The following is a 25,005-nucleotide window of genomic DNA, read 5'->3' on the forward strand; positions in this document are numbered from 1 at the left end:
AAGGTACTTCTTGCCTATTAATTAAAGTGGCTATCAGTGTAAGGAAGCAAAGCAATGTAGCGAGCGCGTTTGATAGCAGTCGCTAACTGACGCTGGTAACGAGCCTTAGTGCCAGTAATACGGCTAGGTACGATTTTACCAGTTTCAGTGATGTAACCTTTTAGTGTGTCTAGATCTTTGTAATCGATCTCTTTAACGCCTTCTGCTGTGAAACGGCAGAACTTACGACGACGGAAAAAACGAGCCATGAGTATCTCCTAATTCAAATAGATTAATCTTCAGATTCTTCAGTAGTTTCTGTAGACGCTTCAACGTTACGCTCTTCACGCTGTGGTGCAGAACGACGCTCTTCACGACCTTCAGATGCTTTGATAGGAGAAACTTCTGTTACCGCATCTTTACGACGAATCACCAAGTTACGGATGATGGCATCGTTATAGCGGAACGTTTCGTTTAGTTCAGACAAAACACTATCAGAACACTCAACGTTCATAAGAACATAGTGTGCTTTGTGAATTTTATTGATTGGGTAAGCAAGTTGACGACGACCCCAATCTTCGAAACGGTGTACTTGACCACCATCTTCTGTGATTAGGTTAGTGTAGCGCTCAACCATTGCTGGTACTTGCTCGCTTTGATCTGGGTGAACCAGAAAGACGATTTCATAATGACGCATTTAAGCTCCTTATGGGTTCTTAGTCTCCACGCTTCCCCTGTTAAAAAGCTGTGAGACAAGGAGTATTGATTTACAGGGACGCGAATTATATAGCAAAGTCGACCATTAAGTAAACGCATTAAACAACATTTCCAATACCTTCACAGAATCTCTCTAAGCACATTTTACAGCCTGATTAAAAGGCCATAGAATCACTCTACTTTGTCGCGCTTTATGATGGAAAAAAACATGGAATTACACTTTTTAAAGTACAGCTTGATATCCGCATTCATTACTCTATCATTAACCACCACAGTAAAAGCGGACGGCAGTGTTGGCCTGTTAGGTGCCGTGTCTGAATCCATTTATAAAGGCGTTGAAACCGACACTCGACTCATCCCAAACCTTTCTTATAAAGGTGAACGCTTTTACGTCACCATACCCGACATCGGCTACCATTTGATTCCACAAACCAAAATGCAAGCGCTGTCAGCGGGACTGTCCTATCAAACAGCAGGCTTTGATCCTGATGACTCGGACAATAGTGCTATCCAACAACTCAATGACCGCGATGACAGTATCATGGCATTCGCTAAATACCGGCTAGGCTTACTCTCCACCAAAATAGCTCAAGATATTAGTGGCACACACGATGGTTATTACCTCCATTTAGCTATTGGCCTACCCATACCAAACGGTAACTGGGTATTTATTCCGTCTATCAGTTATCAATATACCAGTCGTAAAATGAGTCAATATTTATACGGTGTCTCCCAAACAGAATCAGACCGTACTTCTGGAAACATTGCCGCTTTCAACTCCGACGCCACATCCGTCTCCAGTATTGGTTTAAGAAGCATTTATAAACTCACACCCAATACAAACTTCATGCTCGCTGTTAAACACAACCAATACAGCGACAATGTATTAGACAGCCCTATTATCGACCAAAAGCGCTCTAATTCTATTATTGCAGGCATTATCTACAACTTTTAAGGCCATCAAATCCCATGCGATCCATCTCAAACAATACAAAAGCCATGGCCTTTGGGCTGGGGGCCGTTCTTCTCTGGTCAACAGTCGCCACGGCGTTTTCCCTGTCATTAAAAAGCCTGTCCCCGACACAACTTTTACTGATTGCCTGCGCTGTCTCTCTGATTTTTCTACTTGCCGCACTTGGCTATAACGGTCAACTAAGCCAACTTAGATATCATGCCAGACAATCTTGGAAAGCCTCTTTATTCTATGGTGTTATTAACCCTTTCTTGTATTACCTCATTTTATTGCAGGCTTATGACCTATTGCCGGCACAGGAAGCGCAAGCCATTAATTACACTTGGGCGATTATGTTAAGTTTTATGGCCGTCCCTATTTTGAAGCAACGACTGACGCTCGCTGATTACCTAGCCGCCGCCTGTTGTTATTTTGGTGTTTTGTACATTTCCACCCGAGGCGAAATCACCACACTGGCGTTTTCCAATCTCACTGGTGTAGGGTTCGCACTACTGAGCACCGTCATTTGGGCGCTTTATTGGCTATTAAACACAAAAGACACTCGACCCAATTTAATTGGACTGACACTCAACTTTGCCTTTGCTTTACCCATTATTTTGATCTTTGCTGCATCGACAGGTGAGCTAACACATTGGCAACCAGAAGGTATTTGGGGGGCCGTTTATATCGGTTTATTTGAGATGGGAGTCAGTTTTGTTTTATGGAATCGGGCCCTGAAACTCACCAATAATGCCAGCCAAGTAGCTAACCTGATTTTCTTAGCGCCATTACTGTCTATTGTTTGGCTGTCACAACTAGCTAACGAACCCATTTTAGCCTCGACATTAGTCGGTCTTAGCTGTATTTTGCTCGGCTTATTTGTACAAAATTGGTCTAAAAGAAAGCCATCTTAAAAATAATAAAGGGAAGCACCAATGCCAGCATTTGTATATTTGCTACTGCCCATACTTTTTTGGTCAGGTAACTATGTCTTAGGCCGCATGACCGTCTCTACTGGCATTGACCCTTATACGATATCATTTCTACGCTGGAGCTTAGCTTGCCTAATCCTACTCCCCTTCGCTTATAAAAAGCTTTACCAGGAAAGACACATCATTCGCCAATACTGGCCTTTGCTCATTCTTTTTGGTTGGTTAGGGATCTGTAACTACAACTTATTTTTGTACATCGGTTTAACTTCAACAACTGTCACTAATGCCGTCTTATTGAACTCCATCATGCCAGTGATGATTCTCATCACCGCTCGAATTTTGCTAGGTAACACAACAAATTGGCGACAAAATACAGGCATCATCATCTCAACCATGGGCGCCATCATCATTGTTAGCCGAGGCAGTTTAGACACCTTTTCACATCTCTCCATATCAAAAGGTGACCTATGGATATTAACAGCGGCCGTTAGTTGGGCCATTTACTCTGTGATGATTATCCGCCGCCCAAAAGACATGTCATTGATTGGTTTCTTTACCTGCACCGCTCTTATTGGTACCTGCATTCAGGCTCCGCTCTTTTTACTTTTTGGTGAAACCGCACTGAGTGAACTCACTCACGCCAACTGGGGCAGCATCATATACATGGGAATTTTTGCTTCGATTGGCGCATTCTTATGCTGGAACATTGGCATTCAAAAACTTGGCGCCGCCACAGCAGGACACTTCATCCATCTACTCCCCGTCTTCAGCATCAGTCTATCAGTGATCTTTCTAGGTGAGCGATTGTTTAGCTTTCATTACGTAGGCATATTATTGATTTTCACAGGCATCTTTGTGGCAACCGTTTTAAACAATAAAAAGCCACAAAGCACAACGAACTAACCTCTATTCCGTGCGATTCTGGTACTGATTAAGATACTCAGAAAAATCAGTACCACGCCCATAATGGCGTAAATATCGGGTACATGGTGCCAAATCACGAGTCCCCAAAAACCACTAAAGACCACACCAATATAACTAACGGGCGAAACGATACTGGCGGGAGCATACGTATAAGCCATGTTATACAAAAACATGCCAACATAGAGGGTTATCACGACCGCCCCAACAAGAGGCCAAACATCCAATGGCACAGCTGCCCCATCCCCCTGCCAAAACATCAAGGGTATGGATAGCAGGCAAGAGACTGCAAAATATACTAATAAGGTTTCTTGACCAGACACCTGATGGGACAACATACGAGTTGTCACCATAGATAAGGCCAAGCCGATTGCAGACACAAACCCGACCAGATGCCAAGGATTTAAATGACTCGGAGTCGGCTGAATAACGAACGCAACCCCAGCAAAGCCGACCAACAAAGGAAACCATCTGGCTTTAGGGATACGAATACCATGCATTGCCAACACAATAAATGGCACACACAAAGGTGCACAAGTTCGCAATAAAGAGGCTTCAACGAGTGGAATATGATTCAGCGCCCAGTAATAAAACAGAAAGCCAATAAAGCCGCCAAAACTACGTAATAAATGGATACGCCAAACCGACCAAGGACGCCTTTTCCAGCGACCACGCATTTGTGGCAAAAGAATCAAGACACAAAAAAGGCTTTGCCAAAAAACCAGTGTGGATACCGCAATAGTCGTTTGCGCTTGCTTGGCCGCCATGGCCGTCAAAGACATAACAAAGGCATAAGCAATGGTCGCTAAAATCCCCTTTTTGATTAACTCTCTATCGTCCATTAAGACTAAGCGCCTACTTCAATTCACTAAATAATTAAGCAATATGTAACTTAATCCATCTAGCTTGTCGAGCTTTTCGGCTCACCCAAATATTGCGAAAACGCGATGGGAGTCTGCTTACTGGCTAAAACGTCCGACGCTTCATGGGCAACAACCTGACCTTGCTCTATCAGAATAACGCGACCACCAACCAACAACGCCTCGCTAGGCAAGTGAGAAACCAATAAGGTGGTTAACGAAAAGTCTTCCGTCATTTGCTTCACTAAAAACAGCATCTCCTCTCTGAGCGCTGGATCAAGAGCACTGAATGGCTCATCCAATAATAGGATTGTTTTTTTTCTCACCAGCACTCTGGCAATGGCAACACGCTGCGCTTGTCCACCCGACAAGGCCTGAGGATAAGCATCCACTTTGGCGGCTAACTGTGTTTGCTCTAATGCCCAAGCCACCCTTTCGCATTGCTCTTCGTTTAAACGAAGATGCGGTGACAATCCAATGGCCACATTCTGCCATACTGTCAACTGCGGAAATAAATTATCGCTTTGAAACAAGGTCGAAATGGGGCGCTGGTAAGCAGGCAAAGCCAACAGAGATTCGCTCTGGTAATCCAATACACCATGACCTTGTAAAAAGCCGCCCAGCAAGTGCAACAAGGTACTTTTACCTTCACCACTGGCCCCTAGTAACGTTGTGATACCTTGATCAATCTGAACTTGATAATGTGCGTGGAAACGCTCCCAATCGTATTTTAAATCAACCTTGAGCATGCCACTTCCCCCCAACAATACGAGAAAACAACACATACAATCCCAAGCACAACAATATCAACACCACGGCAACACAGGCCCCTTCTTCTAAGCGATAAGCACCAATCAATTGAAACAAATACAAAGGCAACGAAACCATGCTTTGACTGCCAAATAACGCGATCACCCCCATATCTCCTAACGATAGTAGTAAAGCAAACGCAAATGCCTGTGCAACAGAGCTTCGCACCAGCGGCCATTCTATTTTGCAACGAGACCAAGCCTGGACCCCTAGACTGGAATACAGATGCCGAAATCGACGTTCTTGCTGATAAAAACAGGGCATCATACAACGTAACACAAACGGCAAAGCCATCACGGCATTAATCCACACCACGATCCAATAGCTGGATGAAAAGCTCAGCCCCAAATCTCTCAACCATAAAAACAAGCCTGTCGCGATGACCAAACCAGGTACCATTAAAATTAGATTACCTAATTGCTCTAACTTGATTGACCAGATATCGAGTTTTCCCCTTCCCATACAATAACGTGCCAGCATACTAAAACTCAGCCCCAGCAGTAAGCTTATAAAAGCGGCAGGAAAAGCAATCTTGAGCGATACTAAAACCGCCTGCCAAAGCCTCAAGGACCCTAATGTCTGAAGGAATTGTGTGGAAAACATCGGATCAAAAATAGCAATAAAAGGCGGCAATACAAATACCAGTACGCATAGAAATGCGATCACGTCTAAGGCCTTGGCACCATAAGAGTCTCGAATCGGAAAACGAGATTGCGCTAACAAACTTGAATCCTGATGATTAACGGGGGCCAGTTTGTACACCAAAAGGGCGATAACAGTACAAATCAGCACCTGCAATAGGGCTAAAAAGCTGGCTTTATTCAAATCAAAATCAAACCTTAATGCTTGATATATGGCAACCTCAAGGGTACTTGACTTAGGACCACCTCCCAAGCTGAGTACCACGGCAAAACTGGAAAAACAAAGCATAAAGATCAATACAAATGCACCGGGTAAGGCTTTACGCAAATAACGCCATTCGATAAAGCGAAAGGCAGACCATCGATCAAAACCTAACTGGTAAGCTTGACGCCACTGCCCTGTTGGAATCAATGCATAAGCCTGCAATAACAGCCTAACCGCCAATGGCATATTAAAAAACACGTGCGCCAACAAAATGCCGGTCAAACCATATAATGGAAACTCAATACCAGAAATCTGTGCCAACCAACCCGTTCTCCCATACACCACAACGATCCCCAGAATAGCAACAATGCTGGGCACCACCATAGACACGGAAAATAACTGCAACAAAAAAGATCGCCCCCAAAAAGAGCGATGAAATAAGCAGGATGCTACCGGCACCGCAATAACAAGACTAAGCAAACTGCTTAATAAAGCTTGCCATAAAGAAAAGCGAATCAAACGCCATAAATAAGGCTGAGACAAAAAAGACGACCATTCAGCTACATCACTGTAGCGTAATAAAGCCATCAGGCTAAAAGCCCCCATAAAAACAAACAAGCCCACTCCCAACATAGCGGGAAGCAGGCTTGATATTCCAATCATTCGATTCAAACTAATTCAGCTTATTCCGTGGTCGCATTCAACCATTCATTCACCCAAGCTTTGCGTTGCTCGGCCACTTGGTCCGCAGGTAACACCAAATTCGTCGCAGGCTTCATCGCCGACGCAAAAGCATCAGGCAAAGGCTGCTCTAGATCGATCACAGGCAACATCCAGTTTCCCGTCGCAATTGTCGATTGAAAATCGGAAGTTAAAATAAATGACATGAAACGCTCCGCTAAGGCTTTATTAGGAGCCGATTTCATCATCGCCGCCACTTCAACCTGAGGATAACGACCTTCTTTCGTTTCAATCGCTTGATATTTGCTCTCGCCTTCCGCCACGATGTGATAAGCAGGTGACGTGGTATAACTCAACACAACATCCGCTTCACCTTTCAAAAACAAACCATATGCATCAGACCAGCCCTTAGTCACCGTGACAGTGTGAGACGCTAACTTCGACCATGCAGATGCAACTTCATCCCCATACACAGACTTCATCCAAAGTAATAACCCCAAACCAGGCGTACTCGTACGAGGGTCTTGATAAATCACTCTTAAATCTTGGTTTTCTACAATCCCTGCCAAACTTTGAGGAGGATTAACCAATGTTTCCGAATTATAAATAAACGCAAAATGTCCATGATCAAAAGGCACAAAATCTTTATCAGACCAACCACCTTCCAAGTTTACCACCGAGGTATCAACGCCATGCTCAGCCAACAAGCCTGTTTTTTTGGCGGCGTGCATCAAGTTCAAATCCAGACCTAATAGCACATCGGCAGATGAAGCGTTACCTTCTAATTGCACACGAGACAGAATACCAACGGAGGAATCCAAAGCGACAAAATTGACCTCACAATCACATTGTTTCTCGAAGTTTTCTTTGATCTTCGGACCTGGCCCCCAGTCGGATGCAAAGGAATCATAGGTATAAACATTAAGCGTTTGTGCCGCTGACGAAAGCACTGAAAAAGACAGCGTAACCGTCGCTAAGGCAATACTAGAACAAGTGCGAAAAGAAAGTTTTTTCAAGGTGTCGCTCCTAAGAATAAGTGAGCGGCGTATAGGTGAAACGGCAAGATAGGATAAACAGACTTGCTACCTCAATTCCTACGCCAGCATAATCTGGATCAGGTTCAATGGGTTAGCGAGCCTTCGCTTCTCAGCTTTGGTTTTATATCAACCAAGCACCCCATGAGATAATGAGCGATTATTGTAAAGAGTCCCCTAATGAAAGTCTATTTCATTCAAAACCCTGGTCACGGCACCTTGGCTTTTTTCAGCAAAACGCAGCGCCGACTGGCCAATCCGTAAACGCTGTGATGATTGTGACGCTAATGCCAACACGAACTCGGTTAATTGCATTTCGTCTTGGCACTGCAATGCTCCTTTTTCTAACAGAAGCTGATCGGTAATGTCTTGGAAATTAAACACATGAGGACCCACAATGATCGCTTTGGCTAATAACGCTGGCTCAATTGGATTGTGTCCACCTCGCTTCACCAAACTGCCACCAACGAAAGCCAAATCCGCCGTTTGATAATACTGCATCAGCTCTCCCATTGAATCACCAATGATCACATCGTATTCAGACCACTTATTGAAAGCCACTTGGCTTCGCAACCCCACGCGAGAAAATGAGGCTTGCGCCAAAGCAAGTACAGATTCGAAACGCTCAGGGTGTCGCGGTACAAGGATCAACAATGCTTTCAGCTGCTTCTCCAACAACGCTTTATGTGATTGCAATATAATCTCATCTTCACCTTGATGAGTACTGGCCGCAACCCAGACAAAGGTTTTGTCAAAGTCATCGCGCCATTGATGTTGCTTCACTTCCTCTGGCACACTCAAATCAAATTTAATGCTACCAGTAACATACACTTTTTTCGCACCCAATTCCTTAAAGCGCTGAGCATCCGCTTGCGCATGAGCTAAAAACTGATCTGGCAAGGCAAAAAGGTGGTGAGAAATGACCGAGAACTTTTGATAACGCTGATACGAGCGCTCACTCATTCGGGCATTTACAATGCTAATATGCAAACCTTTTGATTTCGCTTGTTCAAGCAAATTTGGCCAGAGCTCAGTTTCTATGATTAACAATCGAGGACAGGTTAAATGCCGCAATGCCCGTCTCACCGACAAACGCCAATCCATCGGCAAATAACGATGCAAAGCAAATGGAAACACCTGTGCTACTTGCGCTGCACCGGTTGGCGTCATAGTGGTTATTAACAAAGTTTGATGCGGGTATTTCTTTCGCCACTGTGTCACGAGAGGTCGAGCAGCCAACACCTCTCCGACGGAAGCACAATGAATCCACAAGTCCGCTTCCACATTCCCCCAACGACCAAATGCTTCTTTTGCTCGATAGGCTGGGTAATTTTTTTTAAAGCGTCGAACCTTCAAGCAAATGATAGGAGTTAGTAAAGCTAGAAGGAAACGATACAACCACATATCAGTCAGCCGTCTCACTGAATTGCTGGTTATGTAACTGAGCATAAGCGCCATTCATCGCCAATAGATCAGCATGAGAACCTTGCTCAATAATTTCACCATGGTCAACCACCGCAATAATATCGGCATTTTCAATGGTCGATAGCCTATGAGCAATGGCAATCGTGGTACGATTTTCCATCAATCCATCCAAGGCCATTTGAATCGCCCGCTCAGACTCTGTGTCCAATGCTGACGTTGCTTCGTCCAGGATGAGAATGGGCGCATTTTTCAAAATGGCTCGTGCAATAGCGATACGCTGACGCTGACCACCAGACAGTAAGACTCCATTCTCACCAACCATGGTCGCTAAACCCTGATCCAACTCTTGAATGAAGCCCCACGCATTGGCCGCTTTTGCCGCCTCAATCACTTGATCATCACTAGCATCACGCAAATGCCCGTAAGCAATGTTTTCACGTATGGTGCCATTAAATAAAACAACCTGCTGGTTCACCAAAGCAATGTTGGTTCTTAGAGAATCTAATTGGTAATCTGAAATGGAAACGCCATCAATGTTTAACTCACCTTCATCCAAGTTATAAAAACGTGGAATCAAATTGGCCATAGTCGACTTACCACTGCCAGAACGACCGACCAATGCTAGAGTTTTCCCTGCAGGCAAGGATAGCGTAATCTTCTTAAGAGCCTGTTTTTCCGCATTTGGATAGGAGAAAGACATATCTTTCCACTCAATATCCCCCTTTAGGGATTGTGCGAGAATCTTGCCATCATCAGGTTCAACCGACATATCCAAAAATTCGAAAATACTTTGCGAAGCCGCAATGCCTTTTTGCAAAACACTGTTAACATCGGTTAATTGACGAATTGGCTTACCCAGCATACCTGCCGCGGTCAAGAAAGCGATAAAGTCTCCTGGCGTCATGTGCTGACTAATGGTTGGACTAAGTGCAAACCAAATCAAAATCGCCATTGCTAACGCCAGAATAAACTGGACGATCGGCACATTAAGCGACTTAGTCTTTTCCATTTTCAGTTGCGATCGACGGTTTTCTTGAGCCGCTTGTCGGAAACGCTCAATTTCATACTCGCTACCGCCAAAAATTTTCACCACTTCATGGCCTTTTATGGCTTCCGATGCCACATCCGTTACACCACCCATAGCATTTTGAATGCGAGCACTCAGACGACGAAAACGCTTTGAAGCGTATGAAACAATAATACCGATTAAAGGAATAACCAACAAAAACAGTAGTGTTAGCTTCCAGTTCATATAAATCATGTACCCCAACAAGCCAACAACAGTAAGCCCTTCTCGCAAAATAATACGAATCGCTTGGGTGATAGAGCCGATTACCTGTTCAGTGTTGTAAGTCAGCTTTGCCAGTAAACGCCCCGTTGGTATTGAGTGGAAATAACTGGATGGCATTTGCACCATTTTGTTAAACATACTGGTTCTAAGGTCAAACACAACTTTATTGGCAACTTGCGCCATGAAGTAGCCACCCAAGAAAGTACCGATACCTCGGACAATAAAAACCCCTAAAATGGCCGCAGGAATCAGAATACGGCTTTCTGTAATTTTGCCATCTGAAACAACGTCAACTATGTGTTTTAACAAGGCCGCTAGAGCAGGCTCCATGGAAGAATACAAAGCATAGCCGATAAAACTTAATAACAAATACCCCCATGAGGCACCGACATAACTCAAGAGTCGAAGGTAAATTTTTGCTCCTGACTGTGGAGGGTTTTCCATTTCTGATGTCATCTTGTCTGGCTGTTGCATTTATAGATTCGCTTTTTCAATAATCGATGTAGTGGAGTAACCATCAACAAAAGACAATACTTTTACTTCGCCACCCTGCTGTAACACATGGTCAGCACCGACAATTGTATCCAAGGTATAATCTCCACCTTTCACTAAAACGTCTGGCGTCAAAGCCGTAATAATTTCTTTCGGTGTATCTTCATCAAACCAAGTCACCCAATCAATGGCACCAACTCCCTCAAGAACCGCCATGCGATGAGTCAAATCATTAATCGGTCGCTTATCTCCCTTCAGACGCTTCACAGAAGCATCCGTGTTGACTGCGACAATCAATCGATCTCCTAAGGCTTTTGCTTGCTTCATGTAGGCAATATGCCCTGGGTGAAGAATATCAAAACAACCATTAGTAAAAACCACTTTTTCCCCATTTGATTGCGCCATCTTGATTTGTTGCTGTAACGCTTCTGGTGACAACACGCCAAAGTTTGTGGAATGAGTTCGCTGATACATTATGGCTTCAAGTTGTTCTGCCGTGATAAACGCCGTTCCCAACTTACCCACTACATAACCAGCAGCTTGATTGGCGTATTCAACGGCATCAACAAAACGTTTACTGGTGATATAAATAGCCGTTAATACTGCAATGACAGTGTCACCAGCACCGGTAACGTCGTAGACTTCTTTTGCTGTAGTAGCAAGTGAGAAAGGCGCTTTTCCATCTTCAAACAAGACTAAACCATCTTCACCACGAGTTACCAATAAGGCTTGCCAGCCATAGGATTGTTTTAAGGCCATACCTTTATCTTGGATTTCTTGATCTGACAGACAAGGTCCGACAATGGTTTCAAATTCAGAATAATTCGGTTTAACCAATGTGGCGCCTTGATAAATAGAAAAATCATGGCCTTTTGGATCAACCAAACTGGGTACATTGGCCTTATTCGCCAATTGAATCAAATTCGAAACGTCTGCTAAACAGCCTTTCGCATAATCAGAAAAGATGACCGCATCAGCCGTCGGCAGCACACTCTCAACCACTTCAGCTAACGCTTTGTTTTGTGACAAGCTGTCTTCACGCTCTTCAAAATCCAAACGAATTAGCTGCTGATGACGACTCATCACTCTCAATTTGGTAATGGTTGGAAGCGTATCAGAACGAACAAAACGGCACTTTACTCCTGACGCTTCTAGGCATTTTTCAAGAATATCGGCGTTTTCATCTTGCCCTACGACACCAACCAAAGTAACCGGAACACCTAGTTTAGCCAACCCCAATGCAACGTTGGCAGCACCACCTGGACGGTCTTCAACATTAGAGACTTTTACCACTTGTACAGGCGCTTCTGGCGATATTCTAGACGTCCCGCCATGCCAATAACGGTCCAACATCACATCCCCAACAACTAGAATGTGTTTATCCTTAAAATTCAAATAAGAGGAGATCATAGCCATTTAATCATCGATTTTTCAAAGCGCCCATCTTATCATACTCCCCCATTAAGTTGGACATACTAATCTCATCAGAAATAAGGCTATTGACAGCATGTTAGAGTCAGCAATTTTGGACTGCCAATCTTTTGTTTTTAATAAACTGCTTCCTCAATGGGCGAAACACGGCCTAAATCAGAAGCAAGGTTATAGCTACGAAAGCTTGAACCTAGATTGGAGCATTAATGCCATAGGCCGAGTTCGACTACTAACCCAGTGTCGCCAACTATATACACTTAGCCATGCCTCGTTATTACAGAAAGACAAGGCACTACAAAGCAAACTAAAGCTTTTGTTTGACTTTATTATCCGTCAATACTTTATAGATGGCCGTTGGATCTTCTCTTTGAACGACGACTTATCACCTCAAAAAACAGAATCTGACACTTACGCATTGGCTTTTGTCATGCTTTCTTTTAGCTCGTATTACCAATTTTCTCAGGACCAACGAGCCTTAGACTACATTGAAAAAACTCACCATTTTTTAACTCATGAAATGTCAGCCAATAATGGCGGCTTCTATGAATCCTATCCGCTCGATATCGGCCAAACACGCCGTCAAAATCCGCATATGCATTTGTTAGAAGGTTACATTGCCGCTTTTAAAGTCACTCAAAAAGAAACCTACAAACAAACTATACAATCACTGTTAACACTTTCACAGACTCATTTTTATGACGAAAAAACCAAGACTTTAAGAGAGTTTTTTCATCATGATTGGCAACTTCATTCGGAAAAAGGCTCTCAAATAGAACCGGGACACCATTTCGAGTGGGTTTGGTTATTGTTTCAGGCTAATCAGATTATTCCTCACTCAGACCACACAGACTTAGCCCAATCACTCTGGATAACCGCTACACGTCATGGCATGGCAAGTAACGGCGGTATTTACAACCAAATAGACGCAGAAACATATCAACCGCTGGATAAAGAAAAACGTATTTGGCCAATCACAGAATACATTAAAGCCATCACGGTTATGCCAATTGGCCTAGAAGAGAAAAAGCATCGTTTAGATGCTGCTTTATCTTTCATGCTACAGCACTATCTTTTAGATGATGGAGGCTGGAATGAATACCTAGATAAAGATAACATTCCAAAAGATTACCCTCTCCCTGGCACAAGCAGTTATCATATTTTTCTTGGCCTAATAGAGGTGTTAAGATGGAGCGAAGCACAAGGCATTGTTAAAAACGCGCCTTAGTAAACCAACTTCATAGCAGTCACTCAAACCCATAAACTCAGGCGATCGAATGAAAACCAGCATTATCTTCACTACCTACAATTCACCCGCATGGCTAGAAAAAGTATTGTGGGGTTTTTTTGAACAAAGCGCTGATGATTTTGAAATCGTCGTTGCCGATGACGGTTCCCGTGAAGAAACTCGCGAATTAATCGAACGCATGAAAAGTGAAACAGACATCCCCATTAAACATGTCTGGCAAGAAGATGATGGATTTCAAAAATGTCGAATTCTAAATAAAGCAATACTCGCAGCCGAAGGCGAATATTTAATCTTTACCGATGGAGACTGCATTCCACGTAAAGACTTTATTGCCCAACATTTGCGCTTGTCTGAGCCAAACACTTACTTATCTGGCGGCTATTTCAAACTACCAATGGACATAAGTAAGGCCATCACCCGCGAAGACATTGTCAATCAGAATGCTTTCGATGTCGATTGGCTAGTCAGTATGGGATTAAAGAAAACACACAAAACCATGAAACTCACTGCGAAAGGCGCTTGGGCCGACTTTTTAAATCACATTAGTCCTGCTCGCCCAACCTGGAACGGCCACAGTGCATCTTGTTATAAAGAACACATCCTGGCGGTGAATGGTTTTGAAGAAACAATGCAATATGGCGGGCAAGATTGTGAATTTGGCGATCGTTTAGTCAATTACGGGCTTAAACCTAAGCGAATCCGTTATTCAGCTGTGTGCATTCACCTTGATCACAAACGCGGGTATGTTACCCCAGAAATGCTGGCGAGAAGCAAAGCCATTCGTGAAGACACAAAAAAGAATAAAGTAATCAAAGCCAGAGTGGGTATTCAGGAGTCTTTAGAGCACACCAAGTAATCCCGAAAATAGAATATTTCAGAAAACCTCGCTATAAAGAGGTTTTCTGAAGCTTAACTGAAGTCTTATATTTTATTTAAAATTTCTCTAAGTTTGGTACTGGATGTATGAGAAGTGTATGGGAAATAATGAATCTCTACTCCAAACTCACCAAACTCCGCTTCTAACTGATTCCATTTATCAGTTCCTTTCCAATCATCCCCTACAAACATTTTATCAAACTTCCAATTATTCCAAGCTTCAACTTTATCGTAGTTTACTTGGGGAACAACTTCATCAACAAATTTAATTGCTTCAACAATCTCCATTCTTTCTTGAAATGGAATAATTGGTTTTTTATTTTTAGCTGACATACATAATTCATCTGTTGATACACCAACAATCAAATAATCACACTCAAGTTTTGCACGCTTTAACACATTTAAATGACCAATATGAAAAAGGTCAAAAACACCTGTAGTATAGCCAATTTTTTTCATAAAAATACTCAACCTATCTTATGCATTATCCTGCAAATAATTCACAATTCGCTGGCTCGAACGCCCATCTAATTTGCCGGCTAGCTTTTCTGATAATTCTAGCCTTATCTTCTCTAACTCTTCAGGATGACTTAATTGAGCTTCAATTAAGTCTTTCAAATCTCTATATTGCTTAGCATGAACCGCAATTTTTGCGTAATCACCGTAATCTTGATCCATGCGACGCTTAAATTTATATGAAAAAATACCTCGATAATTCCAACGTAATTTAAGGAAATCACACCAAATAACCGGCTTATTCAAAAGAGCAAACTCAAATAATGCAGAAGAAGCATCACTAACCAGTACATCGGCTACTTCCATAAAAGGCAACAAGGAATAATCTTCTGTTTTAGCTAAATACACATTATCGAACTCTGACCATCGATTTAAGCGAGCCAACTGCTTCTTATATAGTTTTTTACTTATTGAGAAATAATGAGGCTTGATAATGACATTATATTTTTCGAACTCAGCCGGCCACTTTTTGGGAAAACGCTCAATGCTACTCGGGTAAAAAGTTGGTGCATATAAAATAGTTGGCTTCGATTCATCTAACTGATATTTTTCAAGCAATGCAGCACGAGAAAGTTCGCCATTTAAAATCGGATCCATCTTGCAAAAACCAACATCAATGAATTCATCATTAGGATACCTGGATTCCAACCTCTGCTTTCTATAATTTCCTTCAACAAAGCGAACACTCATTGAATGACTCGATTTGGAATAATAGCTTGCCTTAGGACCAATGCCATGTCCTAGCTGTGCTGATTTCGAAAATGTATGAAGACGCTCTAAATAAGGAAAAGTATTTGCAAAAAATACCCAATCTGCCTTTTCTGCCTCATAATATTCAATAGCCTCTTTCTCATCCTTCACCCATATAGATGTTAAAGAGTTCCCATCAGCTATGTTTTTTATAATAGAGTCATGAATACTTTCATAGAATACAAACACTGTAGCAATATTTCGTTTCTCCAATTCCTGACAAACTGGTAAATATTGAGGCAAATAATACAAACTCTTAGTATCAAAAATAACTTTCATAATCGTTCTTCATCTAACATACAGGAGATTTCATCACTTCGATTTAAAGCGACTTAATCGCTCAAGCATCGCTTTCATATATTGCATATTTGGTTCTTCGGATTCTTTAACCCGATTGGAAAGATCCATAAACTGATATTGACCACTGTGACTGACTTCTAAAATACTGTCTTCCGTAATCATTGCATAGGCACCATAGCTCGATGAAATCAGCCAATTCCTATGAACGTCATCTGCCAGCAGATCTAACCCTGTTGAATAAATTGAGCTATCAACACTTGCTCCTAAGAAGTGCTTCATCAACGTTGGCACCACGTCTTCATGACTTGTCATACCAAGACTCATAGCATTTTCTGAATCAAACTTTGGCCCTACAATAGCAAAAGGCACGTGTGTTTGTGCTGGTGTAAAGTTTCCATTATGCCCCCAATAGTTTAGTCTATTGTCATTAAACTCTTGACCATGATCTCCAGTAATAATAACGATCGTATTGTCCAGTTCCCCAGACTCTTCTAGAGCATCAAGTACGTTTTTCGCCAGACTATCAACAAAATGAACACTATTTTTGTAACGATTTAAAAAAGGCTTGGGGTCCATGTCGTTACTAAGGCTTAAATAGTTCACATCGTCTAACATAGGCTCATAATGACTAGGGTAGGCTTCAGGAAAATCATAACCGTGAGGTGCATCGTAAAATAAGAAAGAAAAGCTAGGACGTGATACATCTCTGTCGACATACCAATGTAACCAATCCTTCGTCAAATCCTCATCTCGCGCAGATGGCGAGCTACCATCTGAACGAACTCTCAAATTCGTCAAGTTCGCAAAGACAGTTCGATTAAATTCAGGGTCCAATAAGGATGCCGAAGCAAATATGCCCATTTGATAATCCAACGCTTGCAATCTATCCATTAAAATAGGGGGACGTTGATTGCTCAACATATCATGCCAATAGGTTCCTGGCATGCCATAAAAAAGTCCAAATATCCCGGTTCGCGTTGAGTTCCCAGTTGCAAAATGTCGATCGTATGTAACACCGTGCTGAGCAAAACGCCATAAATTCGGAGTATTGTTGGAGTTAAAGGTGTCATAGCGCCACGAATCAATTACTAGAAAAACGATATTAGGCTTTTTACCATGCTCTTTATACGTTATTTCAGAAAGAGGATAATGTATGTCTGAACTGCCTTTTAACGATAATGCTCTTTGCTTTGCTAAAGCTTCTTCATCAATCCAACCATATTTTTGCATCAGACGATTGGCCGTTGCCGGCTGAAATAATGGTAGATAATTCTTTAGTATTAAAACGGGCTGATAAGCATTTGCGGCAGCCCATACATGAATAAAATTACTGACAAAAAATAGAAGAACAAAACTCCACAAGAAAGGTTTTCGGGTACTTTCCTTTCTCGGCCATTTAAACAAGTATAAAGATAGTAATACTTCTAAACCAAAGAGACACACAACAAAGAAACACGTCAAAAGCCATGTCATTAGCGAAAAATCAACCACATCGCCTGACATAACCAGCTTCAGCACCACTTCATTTATATGGAAGCGGTATTGCGAAAATACAAAGGTATCCACCAGCAATATCGATAAGACAAAAGTGGCTAACAAACTTACTGAAACAACAAACAAATATCTCGGTAATAAGATACAAATTAAGCCCAATAAACCGACGATACCGCCAAGTAAGGCCATCTGTCCAACTAGACTCGAAGCAAGAAAGGCGATTTCTAAAAGGCCATCAGGAAAATCCGGCAAGAAAAGAAAATAACGAATAGAAAGAGCAATCGACAGTAAAATATTGGCAAGAAGAAACTTCTTGTAAACAATTAATTTATTTTTATATTCCATATAAATACCTAGAAAGTGAGTCGTATGACGAATCACTTCCATTAAACACCAAACTAAAAAATCAGGTTAGAGAAGTTATAGAGGGCTATTTCATTCAGTCATCATTAAATCGTTGCTATTAAGCATCGCCACCAAAGAGATCTCGGGTATAAACTTTTTCCTCAACGTCTTTTACATCATCCGTTAAACGGTTTGCAACGATCACATCTGATAAGCGCTTAAACTCGGCCAAATCCGTAATCACACGAGAGTTAAAAAACTGTGGGTCGTCTAAAGCAGGTTCATATACGACCACCTCTACGCCTTTGGCTTTAATACGCTTCATGACACCTTGTATGGCCGATGCTCGAAAATTATCAGACCCTGATTTCATTACCAAACGATAAATACCAACCACTTTGGGTGATCGTTTTAAGATGGATTCTGCAATAAAGTCCTTACGTGTCACATTGGCATCTACTATGGCGCGAATCAGGTTATTGGGCACCTGATCATAATTGGCTAAAAGCTGTTTGGTGTCTTTCGGTAAGCAATAACCACCGTAACCAAAGGATGGGTTGTTATAATGTTTGCCAATTCTAGGGTCCAATCCCACCCCTTCAATAATTTGGCGGCTATCCAATTGATGAGATTCGGCATAACTGTCTAGTTCGTTAAAGAAGGCTACTCGCATGGCCAGATATGTGTTGGCAAATAACTTAATTGCTTCGGCTTCAGTAGAACCAGTCAGTAATACATCTACTTCTTCTTTTAATGCGCCTTGTACAAGCAAGTTAGCAAAAATACGGGCTCGCTCAGACTCTTCGCCAACAATGATGCGAGAAGGATATAAGTTATCATGTAAAGCTTTACCTTCACGTAAAAATTCAGGAGAGAATATTAAGTTATCCGTTGCGAATTGCTGTCGCGCAGATTGAGTAAAACCAACAGGAACGGTCGACTTAATCACCATCACCGCACTTGGGTTCAAGCGGCATACGTCGGCAATGACGGACTCAACGTGACGGGTATTAAAATAATTCGTTTCTGGATCATAATCTGTCGGTGTCGCAATGATAATGTAATCAGCCCCTAGATAAGCCTCTTCTTTATCTAGTGTGGCTTTGAAATTTAATTCATCTTGAGCAAGACTGCGCTCAATATCATCATCTTCAATCGGAGATTGTTTGGCGTTTAGCATGGCTACTTTTTCAGGCACAATATCGAGTGCAACCACTTGGTTATGCTTAGCCAACAACAAAGCATTAGAAATCCCTACATAGCCAGTTCCAGCCACCGCAATTTTCATCGAACTCTACCTTTCACCAAATTGTTACATTTTGAAATATATCCCTATTTTACAGTTTGAGAGTGAATTAAAAATGCCTTATCTAACTTTTCTTTACTTTTACATGAAAAATTATTGTACCTTCGTCAAACGTAACATGCGTTTCGCCCACTGACTCCAAGAGCCAACATACACCAGTTTGGCTTCAATGCCGGAATAATTTAAGGCCAGTACGTTGTGGCAAGCCGTCACACCTGAACCACAATAATAGACATAAGGATCTTCCTCTTCAGAAATCCAATCCTGCCATTCAACATGCAGCTGTTCCGCAGGTTTAAAATAACCAAGCTCATCAAGGTTATCCATAAAGGGACGATTAATCGCGCCTGGGATGTGTCCTGCAACCGGGTCCATAGTCTCATTCTCACCCTGAAAACGATCAGCGGCTCTAGCATCCACTAATTGAAATTGATTCGTCTCAAAATTCTCAACGACACTTTGCTCGTCTATGGCCCAAGGGAATGAAACGTCCATCACTTCATTGCTCTTCGAGCCTGTAGATTGTTGATATGAAACTTCTTTATCCTCTCTTAACCAAGCAGGATAACCGCCATCCAACACTCGGACTTTAAGGCCTTGTTGAACCATCATCCACCAAGCTCGAGCAGCGATAGCACCGCCCATATCATCATATACCACCACATCACTTTGCTTATCAATCCCCCACAGTTGCAACTGTTTAGAAAAGCTCTGTTCCGATGGCAAAGGATGGCGTCCAGACATCTCGCTTTCAGAGGCCGCTAACTGATGATGCACATCGACAAAAATCGCATTAGGAATATGACCGTCTTGATACAGCAAACTGCCTTTAGCCAAATCCGTTAAATAAAAACGGCAGTCTAATACAACTAAATTTGGCGAATCTAAAAGCGACTCTAATTCTTCTGTGGTTATCAAGGTTGTCGATATCACGGGCTCTCCTCAGATGGATGCTACAGCACCATTCACTAACCTATTTTGCTTAGTCTAATTTTGATAATATAGCAGCTAATATTGTCATTAACGGTTTTATTATGTTACGCATTGATCTTCTGCTGACCGAACAAGGTCTAGCCAAGTCTCGCTCACAGGCACAAAGTTTTATCAGTGAAGGCAGAGTGTCTTATTTACTAAATGATCAATGGCATCCCATCACCAAAGCCAGTTCAAAACTCTCAACGGACACCAAGTTAAACATTAGCCCAAGAGACGCTGACAAATATGTTTCTCGAGGCGCTCTCAAACTTGAAGGAGCTTTGTCTCACACACACTTAGACATCACAGACTTTCAAGTACTAGATATCGGACAATCTACCGGAGGCTTTAGCGACTGCGCCATTCAACATGGCGCAAATAAGGTCGTGGGCATTGAGGTTGGTCATGGACAACTGGCTTCAAGCTTAATAAATCATCCGCAGATTGTCTGTTTAGAGGGCATAAACGCACGACATTTATCGACAGAAGACTTGCAAAACCACTTGCCAGAAACGGGTTTCGACCTTGCTGTAATGGACGTATCCTTCATTTCACAAACAAAAATCTTACCACAGCTCCCTGAGCTAATTAGAGAAGGAGGACACCTCATTACTCTAGTCAAGCCTCAATTCGAAGTGGGCAAAGAATTTGTGGGCAAAGGAGGGATAGTGAAAGATGAAAAAAGAGTCTCGGAATTAACCAAAGAGATCAAAGCCTTTGTCTCTGCTTTAGGATTCCAAGTGCAATGTTACATTGAAAGCCCAATCAAAGGTGGCGATGGTAATCGTGAGTTTTTACTATGGGCGGTCAAAAAACCATAATCAATACCGTTTAAATCATCTCATCAAAGCCTGTGGAAGCACCAGAAGGTAGTATTTCTTTCGCTTCCTTTTCCTCCAATTCAACGATGTAATTTCTTGCCATATAAAAACCTAGTGAGCCAAAAATCACCGAACCAACCGCCTGCCCAAACAAAATCCCTTCCGCTCCCATAAACCAAGAAAAAACAATAATCAAAGGCCAGGTTCCTAGGGTTGCTCGAGCAAAATTCAACAACGTACTGTGAAGAGGACGACCAAGATTATTAAAGGTGGCAATAGCGATGAACAACAAACTCTGGAAGAAAAAACTGAAAGACACAAAGGTAGCAAAAAAACGAATGAGATCCGCACTGTCGGGCGAGGCATTGAACACCATCACTAGCCAATCCTGCAGTGCATACAAAGCCCAACACAACAAAAGACAGTATCCCAAGGCGTAAATCACCGCACTTGAAATGGTTTGATGCATCCGGTCAAAACGCCCCGCCCCATAATTTTGTCCTAATATCGGGCCTACCGCACCAGACAGCGCAAACAAACCACCAAAAACCACAGGAATAACACGACCAATAATAGCCACCGCCGCGACCGCATCATCACCAAAAGACGCAGTATGTTCCATTACAATGGCATTCGCCAAAGGCGAAGACATATTCGTGAGCATAGCTGGAACAGCAATCACCGCAATGCTTCGTGTATCTTTGAAAAAATCCATAAGATCAAATTCACCAAGCATCTTATGAACTCGAACCACGCCATAATAAGCCACGACCACCATAGAGCAACGAGCTACTAAAGACGCAATCGCCGCACCATCGACACCAAGACCAAAAGCAAAAATAAAAATAGGATCTAGCACAGCATTCACCAGCCCACCGACCATAGTGGCGTACATTGCACGCTTAGCATCGCCTAATGCGCGCATAATCCCGGAACCAATCATACCGATCATCACAGCAGGCATGCCTAGTATTAGAATCTGCAAATAACCCGTCGCCAGATCTAGTGCCCGACCAGTGGCACCAATATACAGTAAAATATGAGGAATCTTTGGCCATAAAAACCAAACAACGAGGGATGAAAAGAGAACACCAAATGCCAGTACATTAACAGCTCTACGTTTTGCCAGTTCAAGGTTATGTTCACCAATGGCTCGTGAAACCAAAGCGGTCGCCGCGATGGATATGGCAATACTTAGCGAAACCGTAAAGAACATAATGGTGCTGGCATAACCCACTGCCGCGACAGCTTCTTTTTCCCCCAACATGGAGAGAAAAAGCATATCGACTAAATCCACCAAAAACATGCACATCAACCCCAACGCACTAGTAACCGACATAGTTACCACGTGTTTAAACGTTGAGCCTTGTGTGAGTTTTGCCGAATTAGGCATTCATTTCCCCTAGCAACCTAAATATAAAAAAACCGGGCAAGCCAAAGCTCACCCGGTTAGTTCATTTTCTCACGACTCGGCCATGAAGAGAATGCCTAGTTTGTGGACAAATTAGTGAATATCAATGAAGGTTACTCACATCAAGATTGAAAACCACCCTTTCAACATCGGTAAAACGTTCAGCAAAATGCACCGTCATGCCATCTTTGACGGATTCAGGTAATTCATCAAAATCTCGTCGATTTGGTTCAGGCAAAATTACTTCATTAATTTTACTGCGTTTAGCAGCAATGATTTTTTCACGAATACCACCAACCGCAAGCACTTGCCCCGTCAAAGTTAACTCGCCTGTCATAGCCAAACCACGGCGTACCGGCTTTCCTTTTGCCAATGACATCAATGCTGTTGCCATGGAAATCCCCGCACTTGGTCCATCCTTTGGGGTTGCGCCTTCAGGAACATGCAGGTGCACCAGACACTTATCAAAAAACTCAGGTGCTCGCTGATAGCTCTTGGTATGAGAAAACACATAGGAGTAAGCAATATCAGCAGACTCTTTCATCACGTCACCCAACTTACCAGTCAACTTCAAACCACGGGTGAGCTCATGCACTTTGGTTGCTTCAATGGGTAACGTCGCCCCGCCCATAGAAGTCCAAGCCAAACCAGTCACCACACCAACTCCTTGAAGTGTCTTTTCGGGACGGAAGTAAGGCATGCCTAATAAGTTCTCTACATCTTTAACGCCCACATTAATGTGTTCTTTCTCACCCGTCATGAGTTCTACAACACATTTACGCAGTATTTTTTGCAGCAACTTGTCCATACCTCGCACGCCGGCTTCACGGGCATAGTGTTCAATCAAATGACGCAATGCCGCATCCGTAATATTAAGCTGTTTTTTCAGCAACTTATTTTTCTTCAATAGCTTAGGCCATAAATGCTGCTTTGCAATGGCGAGCTTTTCATCTGCTATGTAGCCCGACAGACGGATCACATCCATACGATCTAGTAACGGCGAAGGAATGGTATCAAGCTGATTGGCCGTACAAATAAACAAAGCTTTAGACAAATCTACACGCATGTCCAAATAATGATCGAGAAACTCACTGTTCTGCTCTGGGTCCAAAGCTTCCAATAGAGAAGACGCTGGATCACCTTGGAATGAGGAACCGATTTTGTCTATTTCATCCAGCATAATAACTGGGTTCTCAACCTGAACATCTTTTAATGCCTGAACAAACTTACCGGGTAAAGCACCAATATAGGTACGACGATGGCCTTTAATCTCGGCTTCATCTCGCATCCCCCCCAGACTAAATCGATAGAATTTACGATTAAGAGATTCTGCAATAGATTTACCGATAGACGTTTTACCCACGCCAGGAGGACCAACCAACAACAATATTGAGCCTCCCATTTCACCACGATGAGCACCTAATGCGAGAAACTCAACGATACGATCTTTGATATCGCTCAAACCAGCATGATGCGACTCCAAAACCTTACGAGCCGATTTAATGTCCAAGTTATCGTCAGAATGCACACCCCAAGGCAAAGACGTCGCCCAATCTAAATAGTTACGCGTCACACCATATTCAGGGGACCCAGTTTCCAAAATGCTAAGCTTGTGTAGCTCTTCTTGAATTTTATCTGCAACAGACCGCGTTAAGGTTTTACCTTGTAACCGCTCCTCAAACGTTTCTATGTCAGAAGTTCGATCGTCTTTGGAAATCCCCAGCTCTTTTTGAATGACTTTTAATTGCTCGCGCAAGAAGAAATCCCGTTGATGTTTGCCAATTTTGTCATTCACTTCAGCACTGATTTCATTTTGCAAACGAGCAATTTCCAGCTCTTTACGCAGTAAGGTTAAGGATAAATGCATCCTAGCTTGAACAGGAATGGTCGCCAACACATCGTATAGCTCTTCTGGCTCAGCCGACGTAATAGAAGCAGCAAAATCGGCTAACAAGCCAGATTCATTGAATGAGAAGCGTCCTAAATACTGGCGTAAATCTTCACTGAATAAGGGGTTTAAACGGATCAATTCTTTGATCGCATCCAAAATGGCAATAGAGTAGGCCTTTGCTTCGTCATCACTGGCCTTAGCATCATTAATGTAACGCACTCTCGCCAAATAGGGCGCGGAGTCACTCAACCATTCCACCACTTCAAAACGCTTCACACCTTGAGCTAGAAAAGTTAGCTTATCATTTTGTTTTTCCGCTTTATGAATGCGAGCCGCACACCCAATTGAACGGAAAGCCTCCACAGGAGGAGCGCCTTTGCCAACTTTTTCAGCGTATACCAACCCCACTGCTGCTTGCGGGTGCTCAGCAATACGTTCAACGGTGTCTTCCCATTGTTCAGCGTCGACCATCACAGGTTGCACTTGTGCAGGAAAAAAAGGCCGACTGGAAATTGGCAAGATATACAGTGTTTCTGGCAATACATCGTCTGGTAAAGCCAGCGCTTTGGGGTCACTGATCACCACACTTTCATCGTCGGCCATGACATCATTGTCTTCTTGGTTGTCTAAAAAATCGTCATCACTCATTCTTCAATCCAATTCTTTCTTTGGGGAACTTGCCCCTCACATTCACGGCCAATTC

22 protein-coding genes and 1 riboswitch are annotated in these 25,005 nt (G+C 42.7%); of the genes, 6 read left to right on the top strand and 16 right to left on the bottom strand.

From position 1 onward, the window contains the following. Nucleotides 1-17: 17 nt before the first annotated feature. Nucleotides 18-248: a 30S ribosomal protein S18 gene (gene rpsR / locus ACHUFM_RS10990; RefSeq protein WP_013662377.1), complete on the bottom strand. Its 231-nt coding sequence runs from the start codon at nucleotides 246-248 to the stop codon at nucleotides 18-20. A 23-nt stretch (nucleotides 249-271) separates the two neighbouring features. Further along, nucleotides 272-676, bottom strand: coding sequence for a 30S ribosomal protein S6 (gene rpsF, locus ACHUFM_RS10995; RefSeq protein WP_113874172.1), 405 nt, complete (start codon nucleotides 674-676; stop codon nucleotides 272-274). A 228-nt stretch (nucleotides 677-904) separates the two neighbouring features. Here rpsF and ACHUFM_RS11000 point away from each other — a divergent pair, with 228 nt between their 5' ends. The 3 genes from ACHUFM_RS11000 to ACHUFM_RS11010 are packed head-to-tail and all read left to right on the top strand — an operon-like array spanning nucleotide 905 to nucleotide 3,483. Next, nucleotides 905-1,651 (top strand): MipA/OmpV family protein, encoded by a 747-nt coding sequence (locus tag ACHUFM_RS11000; protein WP_394182287.1) that lies wholly within the window; start codon nucleotides 905-907, stop codon nucleotides 1,649-1,651. A gap of 14 nt (nucleotides 1,652-1,665) precedes the next feature. Then, nucleotides 1,666-2,562 (top strand): DMT family transporter, encoded by an 897-nt coding sequence (locus ACHUFM_RS11005; protein ID WP_394182289.1) that lies wholly within the window; start codon nucleotides 1,666-1,668, stop codon nucleotides 2,560-2,562. A gap of 21 nt (nucleotides 2,563-2,583) precedes the next feature. After that, a complete protein-coding gene (locus ACHUFM_RS11010) occupies nucleotides 2,584-3,483 on the top strand; it encodes a DMT family transporter (RefSeq protein WP_394182291.1) in 900 nt (299 codons plus the stop codon). Here the strand turns inward: ACHUFM_RS11010 and ACHUFM_RS11015 are convergent. From ACHUFM_RS11015 to hldE, 7 genes are all read right to left on the bottom strand, one after another. Continuing rightward, on the bottom strand, nucleotides 3,480-4,343 hold the full coding sequence (locus tag ACHUFM_RS11015; protein ID WP_394182293.1) for a DMT family transporter: 864 nt from the start codon (nucleotides 4,341-4,343) through the stop codon (nucleotides 3,480-3,482). The two genes, ACHUFM_RS11010 and ACHUFM_RS11015, sit on opposite strands and share 4 nt — an antisense overlap. 59 nt (nucleotides 4,344-4,402) lie before the next feature. Then, complete coding sequence (locus ACHUFM_RS11020) at nucleotides 4,403-5,110, bottom strand: thiamine ABC transporter ATP-binding protein (protein ID WP_394182295.1); 708 nt, start codon at nucleotides 5,108-5,110, stop codon at nucleotides 4,403-4,405. Further along, nucleotides 5,097-6,680: a thiamine/thiamine pyrophosphate ABC transporter permease gene (gene thiP / locus ACHUFM_RS11025; RefSeq protein WP_394182296.1), complete on the bottom strand. Its 1,584-nt coding sequence runs from the start codon at nucleotides 6,678-6,680 to the stop codon at nucleotides 5,097-5,099. The genes ACHUFM_RS11020 and thiP overlap by 14 nt, the downstream gene beginning before the upstream one ends. A 20-nt stretch (nucleotides 6,681-6,700) precedes the next feature. After that, a complete protein-coding gene (gene thiB / locus ACHUFM_RS11030; RefSeq protein WP_394182297.1) occupies nucleotides 6,701-7,714 on the bottom strand; it encodes a thiamine ABC transporter substrate binding subunit in 1,014 nt (337 codons plus the stop codon). A gap of 57 nt (nucleotides 7,715-7,771) precedes the next feature. Then, nucleotides 7,772-7,887: riboswitch (TPP riboswitch) on the bottom strand. A gap of 22 nt (nucleotides 7,888-7,909) precedes the next feature. Further along, a complete protein-coding gene (locus ACHUFM_RS11035) occupies nucleotides 7,910-9,136 on the bottom strand; it encodes a 3-deoxy-D-manno-octulosonic acid transferase (protein ID WP_394182298.1) in 1,227 nt (408 codons plus the stop codon). A gap of 1 nt (nucleotide 9,137) precedes the next feature. Next, nucleotides 9,138-10,922: a lipid A export permease/ATP-binding protein MsbA gene (gene msbA / locus ACHUFM_RS11040; protein WP_394182299.1), complete on the bottom strand. Its 1,785-nt coding sequence runs from the start codon at nucleotides 10,920-10,922 to the stop codon at nucleotides 9,138-9,140. Continuing rightward, entirely contained in the window at nucleotides 10,923-12,350 is a 1,428-nt protein-coding gene (gene hldE, locus ACHUFM_RS11045) for a bifunctional D-glycero-beta-D-manno-heptose-7-phosphate kinase/D-glycero-beta-D-manno-heptose 1-phosphate adenylyltransferase HldE (RefSeq protein ID WP_197465400.1), read from the bottom strand. It lies immediately after the preceding gene. A gap of 97 nt (nucleotides 12,351-12,447) precedes the next feature. On the opposite strand from hldE, the gene ACHUFM_RS11050 reads away from it, so the two are divergent. Both ACHUFM_RS11050 and ACHUFM_RS11055 read left to right on the top strand, forming a co-directional pair. Further along, the gene (locus ACHUFM_RS11050) at nucleotides 12,448-13,596 is read left to right on the top strand and encodes an AGE family epimerase/isomerase (RefSeq protein ID WP_394182300.1); all 1,149 of its coding nucleotides are present in this window, start codon (nucleotides 12,448-12,450) and stop codon (nucleotides 13,594-13,596) included. Nucleotides 13,597-13,645: 49 nt separating this feature from the next. Beyond that, nucleotides 13,646-14,473 carry a glycosyltransferase family 2 protein gene (locus ACHUFM_RS11055; RefSeq protein WP_394182301.1) on the top strand — a complete coding sequence of 276 codons (828 nt, stop codon included), beginning with the start codon at nucleotides 13,646-13,648 and terminating at the stop codon, nucleotides 14,471-14,473. A gap of 65 nt (nucleotides 14,474-14,538) precedes the next feature. On the opposite strand, the gene ACHUFM_RS11060 is transcribed toward ACHUFM_RS11055, so the two are convergent. From ACHUFM_RS11060 to ACHUFM_RS11080, 5 genes are all read right to left on the bottom strand, one after another. Then, nucleotides 14,539-14,952 carry an FAD synthase family protein gene (locus ACHUFM_RS11060; RefSeq protein WP_394182302.1) on the bottom strand — a complete coding sequence of 138 codons (414 nt, stop codon included), beginning with the start codon at nucleotides 14,950-14,952 and terminating at the stop codon, nucleotides 14,539-14,541. An 18-nt stretch (nucleotides 14,953-14,970) separates the two neighbouring features. After that, complete coding sequence (locus ACHUFM_RS11065; protein ID WP_394182303.1) at nucleotides 14,971-16,038, bottom strand: CDP-glycerol glycerophosphotransferase family protein; 1,068 nt, start codon at nucleotides 16,036-16,038, stop codon at nucleotides 14,971-14,973. A 33-nt stretch (nucleotides 16,039-16,071) separates the two neighbouring features. Continuing rightward, nucleotides 16,072-17,940, bottom strand: coding sequence for a DUF3413 domain-containing protein (locus ACHUFM_RS11070; RefSeq protein ID WP_394182304.1), 1,869 nt, complete (start codon nucleotides 17,938-17,940; stop codon nucleotides 16,072-16,074). A 76-nt stretch (nucleotides 17,941-18,016) separates the two neighbouring features. Further along, nucleotides 18,017-19,186 carry a nucleotide sugar dehydrogenase gene (locus ACHUFM_RS11075; protein WP_394182305.1) on the bottom strand — a complete coding sequence of 390 codons (1,170 nt, stop codon included), beginning with the start codon at nucleotides 19,184-19,186 and terminating at the stop codon, nucleotides 18,017-18,019. Between the two features lie 111 nt (nucleotides 19,187-19,297). Continuing rightward, nucleotides 19,298-20,137, bottom strand: a complete 840-nt coding sequence (locus ACHUFM_RS11080) for a sulfurtransferase (protein WP_394182306.1) — start codon at nucleotides 20,135-20,137, stop codon at nucleotides 19,298-19,300. A 101-nt stretch (nucleotides 20,138-20,238) separates the two neighbouring features. On the opposite strand from ACHUFM_RS11080, the gene ACHUFM_RS11085 reads away from it, so the two are divergent. Next, on the top strand, nucleotides 20,239-21,000 hold the full coding sequence (locus ACHUFM_RS11085) for a TlyA family RNA methyltransferase (RefSeq protein WP_394182307.1): 762 nt from the start codon (nucleotides 20,239-20,241) through the stop codon (nucleotides 20,998-21,000). A gap of 10 nt (nucleotides 21,001-21,010) precedes the next feature. Here ACHUFM_RS11085 and ACHUFM_RS11090 read toward each other — a convergent pair whose 3' ends face one another. Beyond that, nucleotides 21,011-22,393, bottom strand: coding sequence for an MATE family efflux transporter (locus ACHUFM_RS11090; protein ID WP_394182308.1), 1,383 nt, complete (start codon nucleotides 22,391-22,393; stop codon nucleotides 21,011-21,013). Between the two features lie 121 nt (nucleotides 22,394-22,514). Beyond that, entirely contained in the window at nucleotides 22,515-24,950 is a 2,436-nt protein-coding gene (gene lon / locus ACHUFM_RS11095) for an endopeptidase La (protein WP_394182309.1), read from the bottom strand. Between the last annotated feature and the right edge of the window lie 55 nt (nucleotides 24,951-25,005).

It is taken from the genome of Marinomonas posidonica, assembly GCF_043643765.1.
Taxonomy (GTDB): Bacteria; Pseudomonadota; Gammaproteobacteria; order Pseudomonadales; family Marinomonadaceae; genus Marinomonas; species Marinomonas posidonica_A.